16 protein-coding genes and 1 riboswitch are annotated in these 17740 nt (G+C 34.3%); of the genes, 6 read left to right on the top strand and 10 right to left on the bottom strand.

All coding sequences use genetic code 11. From position 1 onward, the window contains the following. Both pnuC and JNUCC83_RS12205 read left to right on the top strand, forming a co-directional pair. Nucleotides 1-702: a nicotinamide riboside transporter PnuC gene (gene pnuC / locus JNUCC83_RS12210; RefSeq protein ID WP_454460223.1), complete on the top strand. Its 702-nt coding sequence runs from the start codon at nucleotides 1-3 to the stop codon at nucleotides 700-702. Nucleotides 703-833: 131 nt separating this feature from the next. After that, nucleotides 834-2042 carry an amidohydrolase family protein gene (locus tag JNUCC83_RS12205; RefSeq protein WP_454460222.1) on the top strand — a complete coding sequence of 403 codons (1209 nt, stop codon included), beginning with the start codon at nucleotides 834-836 and terminating at the stop codon, nucleotides 2040-2042. Between the two features lie 119 nt (nucleotides 2043-2161). Here JNUCC83_RS12205 and JNUCC83_RS12200 read toward each other — a convergent pair whose 3' ends face one another. Further along, entirely contained in the window at nucleotides 2162-3004 is an 843-nt protein-coding gene (locus JNUCC83_RS12200) for a glycosyltransferase family 8 protein (protein ID WP_454460221.1), read from the bottom strand. 130 nt (nucleotides 3005-3134) lie between these two features. Here JNUCC83_RS12200 and JNUCC83_RS12195 point away from each other — a divergent pair, with 130 nt between their 5' ends. The 3 genes from JNUCC83_RS12195 to JNUCC83_RS12185 are packed head-to-tail and all read left to right on the top strand — an operon-like array spanning nucleotide 3135 to nucleotide 5476. After that, nucleotides 3135-4160: a glycosyltransferase gene (locus JNUCC83_RS12195; protein WP_454460220.1), complete on the top strand. Its 1026-nt coding sequence runs from the start codon at nucleotides 3135-3137 to the stop codon at nucleotides 4158-4160. A 19-nt stretch (nucleotides 4161-4179) separates the two neighbouring features. Continuing rightward, a complete protein-coding gene (locus tag JNUCC83_RS12190; RefSeq protein ID WP_454460219.1) occupies nucleotides 4180-5088 on the top strand; it encodes a phosphodiester glycosidase family protein in 909 nt (302 codons plus the stop codon). 13 nt (nucleotides 5089-5101) lie between these two features. Continuing rightward, the gene (locus tag JNUCC83_RS12185; RefSeq protein WP_454460218.1) at nucleotides 5102-5476 is read left to right on the top strand and encodes a hypothetical protein; all 375 of its coding nucleotides are present in this window, start codon (nucleotides 5102-5104) and stop codon (nucleotides 5474-5476) included. Here the strand turns inward: JNUCC83_RS12185 and JNUCC83_RS12180 are convergent. Continuing rightward, nucleotides 5473-5793: a winged helix-turn-helix transcriptional regulator gene (locus tag JNUCC83_RS12180; RefSeq protein ID WP_454460217.1), complete on the bottom strand. Its 321-nt coding sequence runs from the start codon at nucleotides 5791-5793 to the stop codon at nucleotides 5473-5475. The genes JNUCC83_RS12185 and JNUCC83_RS12180 overlap by 4 nt on opposite strands. Before the next feature lie 135 nt (nucleotides 5794-5928). Between JNUCC83_RS12180 and JNUCC83_RS12175 the strand changes: the two genes are divergently transcribed. Further along, complete coding sequence (locus tag JNUCC83_RS12175; protein WP_454460216.1) at nucleotides 5929-6558, top strand: NAD(P)H-binding protein; 630 nt, start codon at nucleotides 5929-5931, stop codon at nucleotides 6556-6558. 45 nt (nucleotides 6559-6603) lie between these two features. Here JNUCC83_RS12175 and JNUCC83_RS12170 read toward each other — a convergent pair whose 3' ends face one another. From JNUCC83_RS12170 to JNUCC83_RS12135, 8 genes are all read right to left on the bottom strand, one after another. Next, nucleotides 6604-7980 (bottom strand): NCS2 family permease, encoded by a 1377-nt coding sequence (locus tag JNUCC83_RS12170; protein WP_454460215.1) that lies wholly within the window; start codon nucleotides 7978-7980, stop codon nucleotides 6604-6606. Between the two features lie 42 nt (nucleotides 7981-8022). Beyond that, nucleotides 8023-8124: riboswitch (purine riboswitch) on the bottom strand. A gap of 158 nt (nucleotides 8125-8282) precedes the next feature. Beyond that, nucleotides 8283-10085, bottom strand: a complete 1803-nt coding sequence (locus JNUCC83_RS12165; RefSeq protein WP_454460214.1) for an FtsX-like permease family protein — start codon at nucleotides 10083-10085, stop codon at nucleotides 8283-8285. 17 nt (nucleotides 10086-10102) lie between these two features. After that, nucleotides 10103-10855 (bottom strand): ABC transporter ATP-binding protein, encoded by a 753-nt coding sequence (locus JNUCC83_RS12160; RefSeq protein WP_454460213.1) that lies wholly within the window; start codon nucleotides 10853-10855, stop codon nucleotides 10103-10105. A 369-nt stretch (nucleotides 10856-11224) separates the two neighbouring features. Beyond that, nucleotides 11225-12343, bottom strand: coding sequence for an o-succinylbenzoate synthase (gene menC, locus JNUCC83_RS12155; RefSeq protein ID WP_454460212.1), 1119 nt, complete (start codon nucleotides 12341-12343; stop codon nucleotides 11225-11227). Between the two features lie 9 nt (nucleotides 12344-12352). After that, nucleotides 12353-13147, bottom strand: a complete 795-nt coding sequence (menH, locus tag JNUCC83_RS12150; RefSeq protein WP_454460211.1) for a 2-succinyl-6-hydroxy-2,4-cyclohexadiene-1-carboxylate synthase — start codon at nucleotides 13145-13147, stop codon at nucleotides 12353-12355. A gap of 14 nt (nucleotides 13148-13161) precedes the next feature. Beyond that, nucleotides 13162-14877, bottom strand: coding sequence for a 2-succinyl-5-enolpyruvyl-6-hydroxy-3-cyclohexene-1-carboxylic-acid synthase (gene menD / locus JNUCC83_RS12145; protein WP_454460210.1), 1716 nt, complete (start codon nucleotides 14875-14877; stop codon nucleotides 13162-13164). Then, on the bottom strand, nucleotides 14861-16237 hold the full coding sequence (locus JNUCC83_RS12140; protein ID WP_454460209.1) for an isochorismate synthase: 1377 nt from the start codon (nucleotides 16235-16237) through the stop codon (nucleotides 14861-14863). Before JNUCC83_RS12140 ends, menD begins: the two co-directional genes overlap by 17 nt. Before the next feature lie 65 nt (nucleotides 16238-16302). After that, nucleotides 16303-17727, bottom strand: coding sequence for an o-succinylbenzoate--CoA ligase (locus JNUCC83_RS12135; RefSeq protein WP_454460208.1), 1425 nt, complete (start codon nucleotides 17725-17727; stop codon nucleotides 16303-16305). Between the last annotated feature and the right edge of the window lie 13 nt (nucleotides 17728-17740).

Here is a 17740-nt window from a genome sequence, read left to right as displayed (position 1 = left end):
ATGTCAAATACAAAACATTCCTGGTTATTCGACCAATTATTTGTTGGTTGGAAACCGTTTGAAGTAAAATATGTCTCTGTTTTATTAGCGTTACAAATAATCGTTTTCATGATTTCTCCAGATTCCTTTATTGGTATGATTAGTGGTGTTGCTGGTGTGATTTGTTTAGTCTATGGTATGAAAGGTAGAAAAGTTACGTTCTTTTTTGGTATTATCCAATGTCTAGCTATGACTTACATTGCTTGGCAAAGTCATGCTTATGGCTCGTTTGTTATGAATATTATTTATGTTATTTCGCAACCAATCGGCTGGTTTTTGTGGGGAAATGACGAAGCCGTTCATGAGTTTAAACCAAAAACAAAACAATCTTTATTCTTAGGAAGTGTGATTGCATGGATGATTGGGTGGATTGTTATCGATAATTTTGGCGGACAACTTCCTTATATTGATAGTGCCAATCTTGTTATCTCTTTGATTGCTCAAACTCTTTATATTTTTAAATACAAAGAAAATTGGTCTTTATGGATTTTTGTTAATATTGCCAATCTATTCTATTGGACATTACTTGCCTTTAACTCATGGACAGGAAAATCAGATATAGGATCACCTGGTATTTATCTTTCACAAATCGCACTACAAGCTGCCCTTTTATTTAATAGTATTTATGCAATTAAAGTTTGGAATGAGTACGAAACAGATTAGTTATACTATGAGAATCTAACATTCTAGTTAGATTCTTTTTTTGTCCAACAAGCGTTTATTTAGTCTTTTCTTTATAAATAGTGTACCTTTAATAAAGAGAACTTCCATTATTATTTTAAAGGAGTGTTACCATGAATTATTGGTTTAAAAACGTCAATCTTGAAACAGAATATATTAAAGAGGATAATTGGGTTAAAGGCTCACGAACAAATTTATATGCTCTTCATATTGTTGATGGAAAAATTGATGAGATATTGCCCATGGATGATTTTCCAACTATAACAGAGGTAAATATTATTGATGCAAACAATCAATTATTATTACCTGGAATTGTCGAAAAACATTGCCATTTAGATAAAAGTAAATTGGGATCACCGTGGTCACCTGTGACCCCTGCAAAAAATCTAGTTGAAAGATTCGAAACAGAAATCCCAATTTTAGACAACTTAGACGAATCAATAGAGGTTCGTGCAAAAGCATTATATGATTTAGAAATATCTAATGGTGTAACTTCCTTTAGATCACATGTTGATGTCGAGCCTGCGACAGAACTTCGCTACTTAGATGCCATAATAGACTTAAAAAAACAAGTTGATACACCTATTGAACTGGTTGCATTTCCTCAACATGGCTTACTTCGTTCAAAAAGTAGCCAGTTAATAGAGCAAGCTTTACAACATGGTGCTAATTTTGTTGGTGGCGTTGATCCTTATTCTTTAGACGGTGATTATAAAACTTCTCTTGCTGAAACATTTCGTTTGGCTACGAAATATCATGTTGGTATCGATATCCATGTGCATGATCGCCGTGAAGCTGGAACAACAACCATTAAAGAAATTATTCGCTTAACAAAAGAACACACGATGCAACATAAAGTATTTATTAGCCATGCTTTTGGATTAAACGATTTTGTGGGTGAAGAACGCAAAAAAGTATTCACCGACTTGGCTAACCAAGGAATTCATATTGTGACTAGTGTTCCTATCACCAATAATACCATCCCACCAATTATGGAATTATTATCTTATGGTGTAACTGTCCATCTGGGGTGCGATAACATTTATGATTGCTGGTCCCCTTATGGTGATGGATCACTTCAAGAAAAACTTGCCCGCTTAGGAGAAATGTTTCAAGTCAAAAATCAAGATGATCTGACTCAATTATTAGGACTTATGACAGATGGTATCACAACGCTTGATAAAAATGGCTCTTATAACTGGCCTAAAGTAGGCAATGAGGCAACATTTTTATTAACTCCTGCTAACTCCTCAGCAGAATTTGTCGCCAGAAAATCGAGTATTACGTCAACTTACTACAAAGGACAACAAATAAAACATTAACTAAAAAAGAGGCTGACCCAAAGATCTCTAAAATAGAAAAATCCCATGAAATCAGTTTATTAGAAAACTGGCTTCATGGGATTTCTATTTTGTTAGTTTAGTGATTGTCATTTAAAAAGTTATTTTTTGGTAACTTTTGCTACAGACAATCGACATCTTTTCAGATAATCTAAATACAACGTGGTAAAACGAGTGTCATGCTTTTTCTGCCAAGGTTTTGGTTCGCCGCAAAAATGCAAAATTGCTGTATTTGTCATAACCCAAAATACGTCATGATTCCCCCGACTTCTAGCTAGATAACTCATGTATTTTCTAGCGTCATAGTTCCAATGTTCTTCTGGAATCTCTTTAATATATTTTCCATACAAGTAATTTAAAACATCTTGATCGGGCAATAAGAGCAGATTACCGAACTTTTCTATTGCTTCATTAATACTATCAATACTAATAATTTCTCTAGCTTTTTCTACATCGATCAACATCACTCCTGAATTATAATAATCATGGTCTGTATTTAGACGAATATTATTAATCCCTGAGCTGATATTGGTTACGCCTTTATGCGTTGCAGCGGCCAACAAACTACCTTGTAAATTGACTCTCCATAATGCTTCTATGGAATTTATCACTAAAATATCAGGGTCTAAATAAAGAACTCGATTAATCGTTTTAGGTAGGATTTCTCCACACAAAAGACGATAATACATCTCTTTAGGATACCTATCCGCAGTTTTAGCTTGACTGAAAAACGTATCGTCTATTTTTATTGACTCTATCTCCCAATGAAATGTATGAATCCACAGGGTTAGTTTGCTAATTTCCGCATCTGGAATAGCTTGGTGTACTAGCCAAACTTTACCAGTCATTTTCGAGTTGTTTTTAAATAAAGAATAAAGCATCACTTCTAAAGGCTCTATATAGTTTTCATCAATCGTTACCAAAACATTCACTGTATCGTTCATAATTCCCCCGCCTATTATACTTAATAATACTAGTGTAGCAGAAAAATTAAAAGACTCCAATAATCACTTTAAGTCCCCTTTAAGTTTAATAATTATACTTAAGTATAAGAAAACTATAGGAGGCGATTATATGAATAGCATTGTACTCATTCCCATTTTTGAACCAACAGATAAGACCATTTCTTTTATGAAAGAATTGAGTCAAGAGCCCTTAATTGTTTTAGTTGTCGATGATGGATCAGGTTCTTTATATCAAGAAAAATTTCAGCAACTTACTTTAATGGGTATTACCGTACTGAGTTATCCCATCAATCAAGGGAAAGGATATGCCTTAAAATATGGCATTAAATACATCCAAAATACATTTCCAACCTATCATGTTGTCACAGCTGATGGTGATGGTCAACATGCTGTGAAAGACATCAAACGAATGGTTCAACGACTAAACCATTTACCAACCGATATTATTTTATTAGGTGTCCGTCATTTTGACAAAAAATCAACCCCTACAAAAAGTTACTATGGTAATCGAATGACCTCTTTAATTTATTACTTATCTTCTGGTATTAAATTAGAAGACACGCAAACAGGATTACGAGGATTTCATTATCAAATGATACCTGAGTTACTTTCCATACCAGGGAATCGTTTTGAATACGAAATGAATCAATTAATTGACTTAGTTCAAGATGGTTATACTATTGAAATGCTAGAGATAGAAACAATTTATGAGAATAACAATGAGCACTCTCATTTTAAAGCAATACAAGATTCATACTTAATCTATCGACCTCTCCTACTATTTTTAGTTTCTTCTCTATCTTCAGCACTAGTTGATGTCCTTTCTTTTCTATTACTGGCTGCTTTATTTGGCAATCAACCAACCATGTTACTCTTGGCAACAATAGGCTCCAGATTCTTATCTGGATTATTTAATTTTCAGCTAAATCGAAAATTGGTATTTAAGGACAAACAAAAAATGCATCAATCTTTTTGGAAATACGGCGTGCTTTTTAGTGCTCAATTATTTTTTAGTTGGTTAGGAGTCATGGTTTTAAGCTCCTTATTTCAATCAATATTGATCTGTAAAGTACTAGTCGATAGTACACTATTTTTCATTAGTTTTAGTATACAAAAAAGATTTGTCTTTGAATGAATAAAAAAGGAGGTAAACCATGAAAAAACACAAACAAAAAAAATACAAATGGGTCATCATAACTTTTATATGTTTGACTTGTGCTGATACTTTTGTATTGTTAAAAGCTTTTTATTTACCTGAAGTTAAAGCAACGGTGAAACAAACTGAATCTAGCAACCAAACGACACAAAACGTTAACACCACAAGTGAACCGACTATCACTGATACAAGTTATACTGACGATAATCTTCAAATCACCATTGATAAAAATTATACCGACAATACTAATGTGTATGTCGTTGATATACAAGTAAGTGATCCTAGCTTTTTAAAAACAGCGTTAGCTAATGATTCATACGGTCGCAACATTACCGAAACTACTTCTCAAATGGCAAAAAATAACCAAGCAATTCTAGCTATTAATGGTGACTTTTACGGCTTTCGTAGCACAGGATACGTCATACGAAATGGCACTTTGTACCGTGATACAACAAGTGATTCACCTCAGGAGGATTTAGTGATTGATAATGAGGGTAATTTTTCAATCATTAACGAGTCGGATACCACTGCCCAAGAATTATTAGACAACGGTGCTCAACAAGTATTATCTTTTGGCCCATCTCTTGTCGTCAACGGCGAATTAGCAGTTTCTGAAAACACTGAGGTTGGTCAATCTATGTCAAGTAATCCTAGAACCGCTATTGGACAGATTGATACCAACCATTATGTTATTATTGTTTCAGAAGGCCGAACTGATGATAGTAAAGGACTATCTCTCTATCAACTAGCTGAACAATTCAAATCAGTTGGTGCAACTACTGCTTACAATTTGGACGGTGGAGGGTCCTCTACTCTCTATTTTAATGGTAAAGTAATAAACCAAACAGTTGGTGGAGCTAAAGGTAGCAATGAACGATCAGTAAGCGATATTATTTATATCAGATAGAAAGGTGATAATTATGAGTAGAAAAAAAACAATGTTAGCCTATACCTTAAGTAGTCTTTTACTGTATATCTTCCAATTTGTGTACCATAAGTTTAGCCATGGTGTTGTCTCTTTTGGTTTAAAATATGTTTGGATACTGCCATTAATTTTTGGCTTGATTATTATATTATTAGACTTGGTGTTGCATCTCTTATCAAATAGGCTAGCTTTTAATTTTTATAATATAAGTCTAGCAGTATTAGTTAATGCATTTATCCTAAAGGGTATCCTAGATATTGCAGGTAGTGATTCTCCCTATATCGATTATTTTTACCTTTTATCACTTGTTCTTATTGTAGTTAGTTTGGTGTCTTTTATTGTTCAAAGTTTTAGAAAACAGACAATCTAAGACCGTTTGGCTTGATAGGTACTTCCCCACTCGGATAAACTATCTAGCACTGTTGATAAACTGTATCCTGTTTCCGTTAGTTCATACTCGACACGTGGTGGAACTTCGGCAAATACAGTTCTTGTTAATAAACCAAATTTTTCCATATCTCTAAGATTTTCTGTTAAGACTTTTTGCGAGATATTTCCAACAGTTCGTTTTAATTCTCCAAACCTCTTTTTTCCATCCATTAAATCTCTGAGTATTAATACTTTCCATCGGTTGTTAAGAAGTAATAGCGTTGTTTCAACTGGACAATCTGGTAAAATGTTTGTCATAAGAATCCTTCTTTCTTCAAAATCGTTTCTATTTGGTAACTAGGTTACTAAATAGTGCTTACTTACATTTTGTAATTAATAGGTTTATTATAATCATGTAAGATAAATTATTCAATAATATAGGAGGAACTTATTATGAAATTAGCTGTCATCGGAGCAAACGGAAAAGCTGGTCGATTGATTGTTGACAAGGCACTTGAAAATGAGATAGATGTCACAGCCATTACAAAAAATGAGAATAAATCCCATGCCCCTCATCATATCAAGAAAGATTTATTTAATTTAACTAAAGACGATGTCAAAGATTTTGATGTGATTGTCGATGCTTTTGGTGTTTGGGATCCTGAGAAAATGAGTGAGCATAAAACGTCAATTGAGTATTTAATATCTATAATGAATGGACTAAATACTCGTCTTTATGTTGTTGGTGGTGCTGGAAGCTTATATGTCGATGAGTCTAAAACACTTCAACTTAAAGACACACCAGAATTCCCAGAAGCATTTAAACTACTTGTTAATAGTATGAGCGATGGTCTTGATGTTTTAAGAAAAGCTGATCATGTTCACTGGATCTATCTAAGTCCTGCTGCTGATTTTCAAGCAAACGGAAAAGAAACTGGAAACTATGCATTTGCTGGAGAAATTTTAGCAACTAATAGTCGGGGAGAAAGTTTTATAAGTTACAAAGATTATGCCTCTGCTTTACTTGAAGAAATTCTTCATCCAACAGTCGATAAAGCACGTATTTCTGTTTACACAAAATAAAAAAGTTCCTCCTATCTCAATGGTTTAGATAGGGGAACTTTTTATTTATATAGTAAACAAATATAAAATCGAAATGACTGTAATGAAATGCATCACTGTTGGAATTTCTTTGATGCGACCTGCAAAGATCATACATAATTCATAGGATAAAAAGCCTAACACTAAACCTAAAGCAATAGAGCCGGTCAACGGCATCATCACGATGGTTAAGAACGCTGGAATAACTTCCTCAAATCCTCCATCCCAATCAATTCCTTTAATGTTTTGCATCATAAAAATACCAATTACAACCATTGCCGGTGTCGTCACGGCTGGTGTCACTAGAGATAACACTGGATAGAAGAAGGCTGATAATAAAAATAACCCTGCCACAATGACACTCATTAATCCAGTTCTTGCTCCGGCGATAATACCAGAAACCGATTCAATGTAAGTTGATAAACTTGATGTTCCTAAAATTGAACCAAAAAATGTTCCTAATGCATCTGCGCTATAAATTCGCTTATTATCTTCAAAACTCTCTTGTTTAATGTCAGATACTTGCGTTGCTGCTGCAGATAATGTTGTCGCTGTTCCAAAGAAATCTAAAAATAAAAAAGTCAATATAATAACAATTGAATCAAGTGATAACATTTTATCTAAGTTTTTTATTGCAACCATAAACGTATCATTCATCATGGCATTCATCGGCTCAGTCGGAATCACAACAGGTGATCCTTTTGGTAATTGTGGCAATGTTGCAACCACATCAGCACTCAAATTAAACAAATTCATCGTAGTCCCAAAACGGATAGATATACCACATACAGCAGCGCCAATCATTCCTAAAAAGACAGCATACTGATTTTTTCTAACTAAGAAAAAAGCAGCTGTTATGATACCAAAAAAGGCAATAATCACATTAGGGTTTGAAAATCCACCAAACTTAATAAACATGCCATCATCTGGAACAATAATTCCTGAGTTTTTAAAGCTTACAAACGCAATAAAAATACCTAAACCAACTGTCCCTGCTTGTTTAACATTGGTTGGCATAGCTTTAATAATTTTAGATCTAGCACCTGAAAAAGCTAACATCAAAAATAAGACAGACGCAACCAAGACAGACGCCAATGCTTCTTGCCATGATTTCCCCATTTGTAATACAACTGAGTAGGCAAAAAAAGCATTCATTGACATACAAGGTGCTAATCCTAATGGAAATTTTGCCCACAACCCCATAATTAACATGGCGATCGCAGAGGATAAGATGGTTGACATAAAGACAGCATCCTGTGGCATCCCAGCCTGTCCTAAAATAATTGGATTAACAAAAATAACATATGACATGGCAAAAAACGCAGTTAGTCCTCCAGTAAATTCTCTCTTAAATGTTGAGCCTGATGCTGTGATACCAAAGTACTGATCAATCTTTTCCTTCATTTACTATTCCTCCTATTTAGTTAAAAAACTCATACTGGCAGAATAATAAGATTCATTTGCCAAAGTAAGCTACTTTACGGGTAGCTTGTAGAAACTTCTAGACCGTATTACTAGAATTATATGGTTTTTTATTACTTGGATATCATAACAAGTCTTGCCCATTTTTTCAATGTAAAAGCGAACAAATTTTGAACTTTTTACAATTATAGTTCATTTTTAATCTGTATTTTTTTTCTTCGTACATTATCTCAACATAAAAACAAGGCAATAGCTTATGTTTCAAGCTGATGCCTTGTTTGATTTTATTCTTTTTCTTTCGGTAAAACAATACTGCTGTATATTATCACAGTTAATACATAATAAATCACATATAAAAAGATAAACAATGTAAAAGGCACCCAGATACCATGATAAGGATCAGCCATTAATTCTTTAAACATTTGTAAACCAAATAATACATGAATTCCCCCTAAAACACCAGGTAATAAGAATAACACACCAATTTCTTTTCTGATGGCTCCTTTAAGAAGTGAGGGTCTAGTTCCAATTTTTCGCAACATTTGATATCTTACTTTGTCTGTGTTAGCAGAGGATAATATTTTAAACATTAAACAACTTGCTAACATCGTTAAAAAGGCTAATCCTAAGAAAAATCCCATAAACTGAAAGCCAGAATAAAGTGAATTGGATAGCTGATACATCACATATTTTTGTGCTGTTTGATCAAATCCATCACCTTTACCTAGACTAGGATTATTTTTGGTATTTTCAGCTACTAGCTTTTTAATTTGAGGTAAGCTATCTTTAAAGCTTGATACACTCAGTAATTCTAACTGTGTTTGAGGTAAATTCAGTTGTTTAAATTCTTCAGAAGACACCATTTTTATTTCTTTTGCTTGTTGTTCTGGTGTTCCATACCATCTCAAACTATCAAGTGCGCTAGGATTTTCGAGTAAATCTTGGCCAGTGTATTTTTTTATTTTTTGACTCACAAAATCCCTATTTTGAAACGGTTCATTATTAAACTGGCTAACATCATAATAAAGTGTGTTAGCATCTTCTTTTTGACTATAAATCGCATCAAACGTTGGTTTTAATTCATTTATTTTTGCTTTATCCACCATTTGAGAATTATTTAAAACTAAATCATAGCTAGACGATTTATTAGTTGAATCTAGGGTTTGTGTTCTAAATCCAAGTCCAACAGTAATAGCACCCATTGCCATTGCAAACAAGATAGCGACCATTGTCAAAATTTGTGTGTATTCTCTAATACGAAACGTTAATTGGGATAACGTAAAATTATTCAATTTTTTCATCGAGAATCCATCTACACTTTTTAAAACATTTAATACAAAAATCGCAATAGCATGAAATAATAAATAACTACCTAACACAATTGTTACTAATGCTATCGCAATACCAAACAGTTGATATTTATTGATATGTGCTAGCATATAATAGCCAATACCTAAACTAGCAATTCCGACAAGCGTTTCTAACACTAAAAGTATCGGGCGGATAACTAACGTTTTTGGCATTGCTTGTTCTTTTAATAACTGTAAAATCGGTTTTTTGACGATAGATCCAGCATTGATAAAGGCTGTTACGACAAACAATATACCAAAAAAGGCAAATGTCCAAATCATAGCTGACAGATTAAATGGAGAGAAATGTTTAACGGTGATATCTAATTGATTGACTAGTAAATAATTTACAACTGATGTTAAACCAATTCCTACCAAGCTACCGATAATCGTTGCAGCAAACCCAATCATAAACGTTTCTAAAAAGATAATTTGAGCGATTTTTCTAGTTTTTGCTCCCAACATCATGAGCATCGCATAGGTTTTTTGACGTAACATCATTAAAAATGAATTTGCATATAAGATATAAACAACGGTGATAATTCCTAGCAATACAGTCCCAAATTGAAAGATAACTGCTGCCATTTTTACCGTGTTACTACTTTCTAAAAAGGCTTTATTTGTTGCTATACTTTGAAACATATAAAAAATTGCTGAAGCTATAGCTAAACCAGAAAAGAGAATCATATAATCACGTAATCGACTTTTGATACCTGTCATTGATAATTTCCAAATCATTCGTTAGACCCTCCTTTCTATTGTTCTAAGTTACCTAAAGATACTAATATTTCTCGGTAAAATTCATCTCTTGATTTACCTACACGCTTTATTTCTTGATGGATAACGCCATCTTTGATAAATAAAATACGTTGACAATAACTAGCTGAAAACGGGTCATGCGTTACCATTAGTACTGACACATTGTCCTCATAATTTAATTCATCCATCATGTCCAATAAATCCTTGGCGCTTTTTGAATCTAGTGCTCCTGTTGGCTCGTCAGCTAATAATATACTAGGTTCTGTAACAAGCGCTCTTGCTGCAGCCACACGTTGCTTTTGTCCACCAGATAGCGCTGTTGGGTATTTCTGTAGTATTTCTTCAATCCCTAAACGATGTGCCACATGTTTCGTTTTCTTTTTAATTGTTTTAGGTTTAACACTTTGTAAAGATAATGGAATCGCAATGTTTTCGGAGGCAGTCATTGTCTCTAATAAATTAAAATCCTGGAAAATAAATCCTATTTTTTTTGCTCGAAAATCTGCTAATTGGTTCCCTTTTAAACTTTCAATATTTTCACCCGCTATTTTAACGTTCCCGCTAGTTGGCTTATCCAAAGTAGATAGAATATTAAGTAACGTAGACTTTCCAGAGCCAGATGCCCCCATGATTCCAATAAATTCGCCCTCTTGCACGTCAAACGTCACACCGTTTAAAGCTGTTGTTTGTTTCTCATTGCTTTTTCCATATACTTTTTTTAAGTCTTTAACACTTACCACTGATGTCATATAAAATCCTCCTATAATTTACAGTTATTACATGTTCCTTATAATTGCTATCAATAGATTAAACCAAAAAACTTTCATATACTATCGAACCACAGCGTGATTTTATCTAATACTTAAGACTGACTAAAAAATATTCACTAATGAACGTTTTTATTTTTAACGAAAATAAAAATACCAACTTTTTATACAAAAGTTAGCATTTAATATAATTCGCTTTTTAAAATACGTCTTTATATAAAATCCTTCAATAACATAGAACATATTTAGCTGGACTGGCAAATACTGATAGCATCTCTTTTCCTCCACTTCGATAATTTTTATTGTTACCGTTAGTATAACGGACTATTTTTGATATGAACAATAAAAACACTATTTTTTATCGTGATTATATAGCCTATGATAACTACCATATGTATCTAACACTTTTTTATTTAGTGATATACCTAGCCCTATCTTCTTAGGAACAGCTATCTTTCCACCGGTTAAACAAAAGGTTTCATTAATGACATCCTCTTTAAAATATCTAGTCGTCGCAGAAATATCTCCAGGGAAATTAAAGCCTTGTTGAGACGCAAAGGCCAAGTTCAACGCTCGTCCCACTCCTGATTCAAACATACCACCACACCATATAGTAAAGCCATGAGTTGCACCATAATCAACGATTTTTTGTGCTTCAGTAATCCCACCTACTCGAGAGATTTTTAAATTAATTGCTCTAGCACTTCCTAGTTTTTCAGCTAGCATAACATCTTCTACTTGACGAATGTTTTCGTCTAAACAAATCGGTGTTTTTAAGTGTCGTTGCAGTGCAGCATGCTCAATAAAATCAGAGTAGCCAAATGGTTGTTCAATCATTGCTAAATGATAATCATCTAGCAACTGAAACGTCGATATGTCAGCTAGTGAATACGCAGAATTAGCATCAACCATTAAAGGAATTGAAGGGTAAGCCTCTCGAACTGCTTTAACCATTTCAATGTCATTTCCTGGAGCAATCTTTAATTTAATTCTTTCATACCCTTCATCAATATAGGAAGAAACAGTTTCTAATAAATCTGGAATGCTTTTTTGAATCCCTATACTTACGCCAACTTTTAATCTAGATGTTTCACTATTAAACATTTGAGCAAGGCTTACTTGATGACGTTTGGCGTATAAATCCCAAATTGCTGTTTCTAAAGCGGATTTTGCCATCCAATTTCCACGAATACTAGAAAAAAGTTCGGTCACTTCGTTTGGATGTCCTATCTTTTGGCAAACCAATATTGGAATAAGATGATGTGTCATGATTAAACGAGCTGTTTCTATTGTTTCTTCAGTGTAATCAGGTTGTTCAAAAGCGACCAACTCACCATACCCTTGGTTACCTAGTTCATCTGTCATAACCAAAATGTCCATTGCCTTATGTGACAGATAACCATAGCTCGTTTTAAAAGGGGATACTAAAGGTAACTTTACTTGATAACTCTCAATTTTTTTTATTTCCATTTTCTACCCTCATATTAATAATTTAGTTAATACTTCAACAAATTCAGTTGGCTTTTCTAAATGAACACAATGTCCACTTCCCTCTAATGTGATTACGGTAGATTGTTTCATGCTATTATTCATCTTGTCAGCTAACGTGACGAATTTCTTGTCGTCTTCACCTACCATTAGATATGTATCAAACGGATAGGATTTATCTAATTTATCCCATAAAGAAGGCTGAATTCCCGTACCAAAGTAACGCAAACTCATTGCTAAACCAAATGCCTCTTGTGATAATCTCTCTTGTCGTACTTTTTTTTGAATAGCTATTGGCAACTGTTTTTGAGTAAAAAATAATGGAATACTCTCCCAGTAATTTACAAATCTCTCAATACCTTGGTTTAACAGCAAAGAGACTAATTGATTGTCAGATTGGCGTCTTTTTTCCCTATCTTCTTTATTAGATAAGCCTGGAGATGCACTTTCTAGGATTAATTTATTTATTTTATGTGGGTATGATAAAGCATAGGCTAAAGCCAATCTCCCTCCCATTGAGTATCCTAACAAATCAATCTTCTCTAATTTTAACTTAGAAAAAATAGTGTCTAAATCAGAGATTTGAGAGTCATTGGTATAACGATAGGGATGAACATAACTACTCGTCTGACCATGACCAATCAAATCAATCGTTAGAACATTGTGATTAAAAACAGATTGTTGTAAAAATGAAAACGTGTTTGCAGTTCCTGTAAAACCATGTAGACATACTAACATTGGTTTGTTCTCATCAAAGTTAGTTAAAAAGTCGACGTTATAGTCCACGCCCTTAATATCCATTAACATGAAAAATCACGCGCCATTTTTTGTCGTATATCATCTTGTAAAGTGCGTCTTAATTCAGCATTTTCTTCCCTATTAGTTTGAGCTTCAATCAATCTTGGTCCGTCTGATTCAATACTCAACACTTTTTTCAATTCATCGACTGTTTTAACAAGAACATACTCTATGCCAAACATTTTTGCCATTGAATCAAACTGAACATCCAATGTTGTCGCAAATAATTCGTCAAAAATAGACTGAGGTAATTCTTTTTGAGATAACATAGAAAAAATCCCACCACCACTATTATTTACTAAAATGACAGTCAAAGGTAAATGATATTTTTTCACCATCTCTAATCCAGTGGTGTCATGGAAAAAAGCTAAATCACCAATCAGTAATCGCGTTTGATGGCTCAAATTACTAGCTGACACACCAGCAGCCGTTGAAGTAATGCCATCAATTCCATTCACTCCACGGTTACCAAAAACAGAAAATGGTTGTTCAGTTAATGGAAGATACGTATCTAAATCTCTAATTGGCATGCTATTTGAAACAAATAATTGATCATTTTCTCTCATGGTTTCATAAACAACTTTTGCAACCATTCCTTCACTTAACATAGATGGTGACAACTGATTTATCACTGAAGACACACTACTATCTAAACGTTTAAATAACTGTATCCACTCATTACATACTTTTTCAATCGGTAACCCTAGCAAGTCTTTTAACAAAGATGCTTCATCAGAAACAATAAGAGTAGTCATCGACTTTGGAAAGTCTAACCATTCAGTAGTGGACTCTACTAAATAATTAGGCACAGATAACTGAGATAACCATTGATTTAGCGGCTTAGACACAGGTGATTTACCAAATCGAACAACAATATCAGGTACGACTTCATTCGCCATATAACGTAAGTAAGTATCATAATAAGGCGACACCGTCTCACTATAGATACCGGCTGTCCGAATATTAGAAAGCGGATCAGCTAAAATCACCCACCCTAACTTTTCTGAAAATTCAATGAGTAAGTGAGTTGCTTCTCTATCAAATGATGGACCAACAATGATAACTCCCTTTTTATTAGACCATTGCTTTCCTAATATTTCTAGATAATCCTTAGGTAATCGATTGCTACCTATCATTGTTGAAATACGTGTAACTTCAGGCATCTCTAGTTCTGAATTAGGAAGTAGAGGCTCTCTTAGTGGCACATTGATATGTACAGGGCCGTTTGGTGCAGAATGAGCTATGGTTACAAATTTTGCTCCTTGTGTGTACGCATATTGAACCATCTCTTCTGATTGTTCTGATAAAGCCATATCAACAAACTGTTTCACATGAGGACCGTACAAATTGATTTGATTCATCGTCTGTGGGGCCCCAGTATCACGTAATTCGTGTGGGCGATCAGTTGTCACAACTACTAATGGAACATTCGACTGTTTGGCTTCTGCTATTGCTGGCAAATAGTTTGCCGCAGCGGTCCCTGATGTACAAACTAAAACAACAGGTTTACCTGATGACTTGCTCAATCCTAACGCAAAAAATCCCGCTGATCGTTCATCCACATCTATAAAAGTAGTTATCTCAGAACATTGATGTAACAAAATTGATACCGGCGTTGAACGAGAACCTGGACTAATAACAGCTTGACTCACTCCTCCATCAATAAGTCCTTGAATAAACGCATTAATATAATTTGTCATACTATTTTGATGCGACATACTTATCCCCTCCAATTGCCCGTAACATAGGCTGAAATTTCACTCTAGTTTCCTCTAATTCTTCCAGTGGATTTGAGTCAGCAACAATGCCACAACCAGCATATAAGGTAGCTTTTTTCTCTGATATCACTGCTGATCTTATTCCCACAGCAAACTCGCCTTCTTCCCTAATGACCGAACACCAACCAATTGGTGAACCATACAATCCTCGACTAATGGGCTCATTTTTTCTAATCCACTGCTTTGTTTTACCTTTTGGTTTTCCCCCTAAAGCTGGAGTAGGGTGAAGCTGGTTTATAGCATCAAGAAAAGAGATATTTAAACGTTTTACACCACTAAATGGAAAAAATAAGTGTTGGATATCTCGATTTTTTAAAAGAGTTGGTTTACCTTGTTCTGAAAGAGTGTCTGTCAGTTTTTTCATCTCATTTTCTATCGTTTCAACAACAATGTAATGCTCAGACTGATTTTTCATATCATCTAGCAACGTTTGTCCTAATAACTCATCTTCCTTAGTCGTTTTCCCTCTTGGAATGGATCCAGCCACACAAGCTGTCGACACGACATTATCTTGTAAAAACAATAATCTCTCTGGAGTGGCTCCAACAAAGGCTACATCTTGTCCCTTCAAAGCAAAGCAATAGGTGTTTTTTTGTTCTAACAGTAGTTGTTCAACTAAACTATCAACTAAGAACACTTCATCTGACTCAACTGCTAATTCTCTAGCTAGCACAATTTTTTTGATGTCACTATCTGATTGAATTTCTTCAATAGCCATCTCAACTGTTTCTAGCCACTCAGGAACGTGTTTCTCTGTAGCATGAATAAGCTGACTCTGCTTAATTTTTTTAACAGCCGTTTGACTAATGTTTTTCCATGTGTCATTTAGTTGTTTCCATTGGGCTAAAAGATTGTCACGAGACTCTGCTAAAATATTAAACGTCAACCAGTGTTTCCCATTGTTTTCTGTCACCAGAATATCAGGTAAGAACATATAGCCATTGCCAAGTTGTCCCCACGTTGCACTACTGTCAACCGTTTCATCAAAAGGAAACCCTCCTAATAAAGTTGCCCCTGTTCCAAAATGATGACTGTTTGATATTGTGTTATTTGCCAAATGCAATTGTTGTTGATGCATTTGTTGATAGTTTTGTGACACAAATGAACAAACTTCCCCTATACCTACAAGAGAAAATGACTGATCGGGTGTTTGCCAAAAATAACGTGTATCACTAAAATTTTTAGCTTTGTAAAAATACTCTACCATTTGAAACTGACTGTCATCTAATTCAATCACCCAACTAATAAGTTTTGAGTTAGTCACTTCTAGTTGCTGTAACTCATTTGGTAATTTAAACATAACTTGAACTCCTTTAATACAATGAAAAGAAGCCACCCATACTCCACAAACGTATGGTGCTTCTTTTATTTTTGTAATAACAATTTTTTTGCAATTTTACCACTAGCTGTTCGTGGCAAACTGTCAATCACATAATATTTTTTAGGACATTTATATTTTGCTAGTGAGTGGTGACAAATATCGGAAATTTTATTTAAATCAATCGTTCGATTTGTCACAATATAAGCTACAGGTATTTCTCCCCATTTAGCATCTGGCTCACCCACAACAGCTACTTCAATGATTTCTGGAATCAGCTCAATGCAATGCTCTACTTCTGCAGGATAAATATTTTCTCCTCCTGAAATAATCAATTCACTTAACCGACTGACCACATATAAATAGCCATCACTATCAAGGTAACCTAAATCACCCGTTTTAAAATAGCCATCTTCTGTTCTATTTTGCTCACTATTGATATAGCCAGGACTAATGTTTTCACCAGATAATAAAATTTCGCCCACTTCACCAGTCTGACAATCGTGTCCATCTTTCCTGATGACTAGCTTAATACCATCTAATGGCATACCTGATGACCCGATTTTTTTCAATGCATCATCATATCCTAAAGCAACGACTTGTGAGCATGTTTCTGTCATACCAAAGGATTGAATAACTGGTATATTTTTATTAAAGCACTCTTGAAGATTTTCTTTTGAAACTGGCCCTCCACCTAGAAGTAGACACTTAAATTTACTCGAATACCCCTTTTTAGGATAATCAATCAACAGCTGCTTCAACATCACATTAACGACTGAAGCTACAGTAGCTCCTCCTACTTCAAATAAGTGAGACAATTGTTTTGAATCAAATTTTTCAAAGATATACATACTACATCCCAATACTAGTTGGCGTACCAAAATAGATAAGCCACTAATATGAAACATTGGAACAGCGCAAGCCCAGATATCACTTGATGTAATCTTCATATTTATCTGCGTACTCAAACTGCTTGCATAGTGATTTCTAAACGTTTGGATAACTCCTTTAGGTTTACCTGTCGTGCCTGATGTATACATAATTGAAGCAACATTATCTAACGAAAAATCTGAAAATATAGTAGTCTGATTTAACGGTTGTTTTTTTATCTCAGAAAAAGAATGCTTTTCATAGCCAACAAGAGAGTTATTTATCAAATTGTCTGATATAAATACTGTCTGGACATTAGCATCTTCTAACTGAAAGACTAATTCTTTTTCGACTAAATGTGTGTTTAGAAAAACAATTTCTTTTCCAAGAGACCAAAGTGCCAAAATCAAAAAATATAAGTCACTTGAATTTTGACTTAATATTGCCACACGCTTTTCAGTTTGTGGCAATAAAGTAGCAACTCTTTGTGAGCAATCAGCCACTTCGTCTGCTATATCCTGTACTGTCCATGAGTTACTTTGAGTATATAGCCCTATTTTTTGAGGCTCTATCTCTAGTTGTTTGTCTAACCAAGGTAACATACTTATCACCCCC

Source organism: Vagococcus sp. JNUCC 83 (genome assembly GCF_053667615.1).
This window is presented reverse-complemented; position numbering and strand designations above follow the sequence as displayed.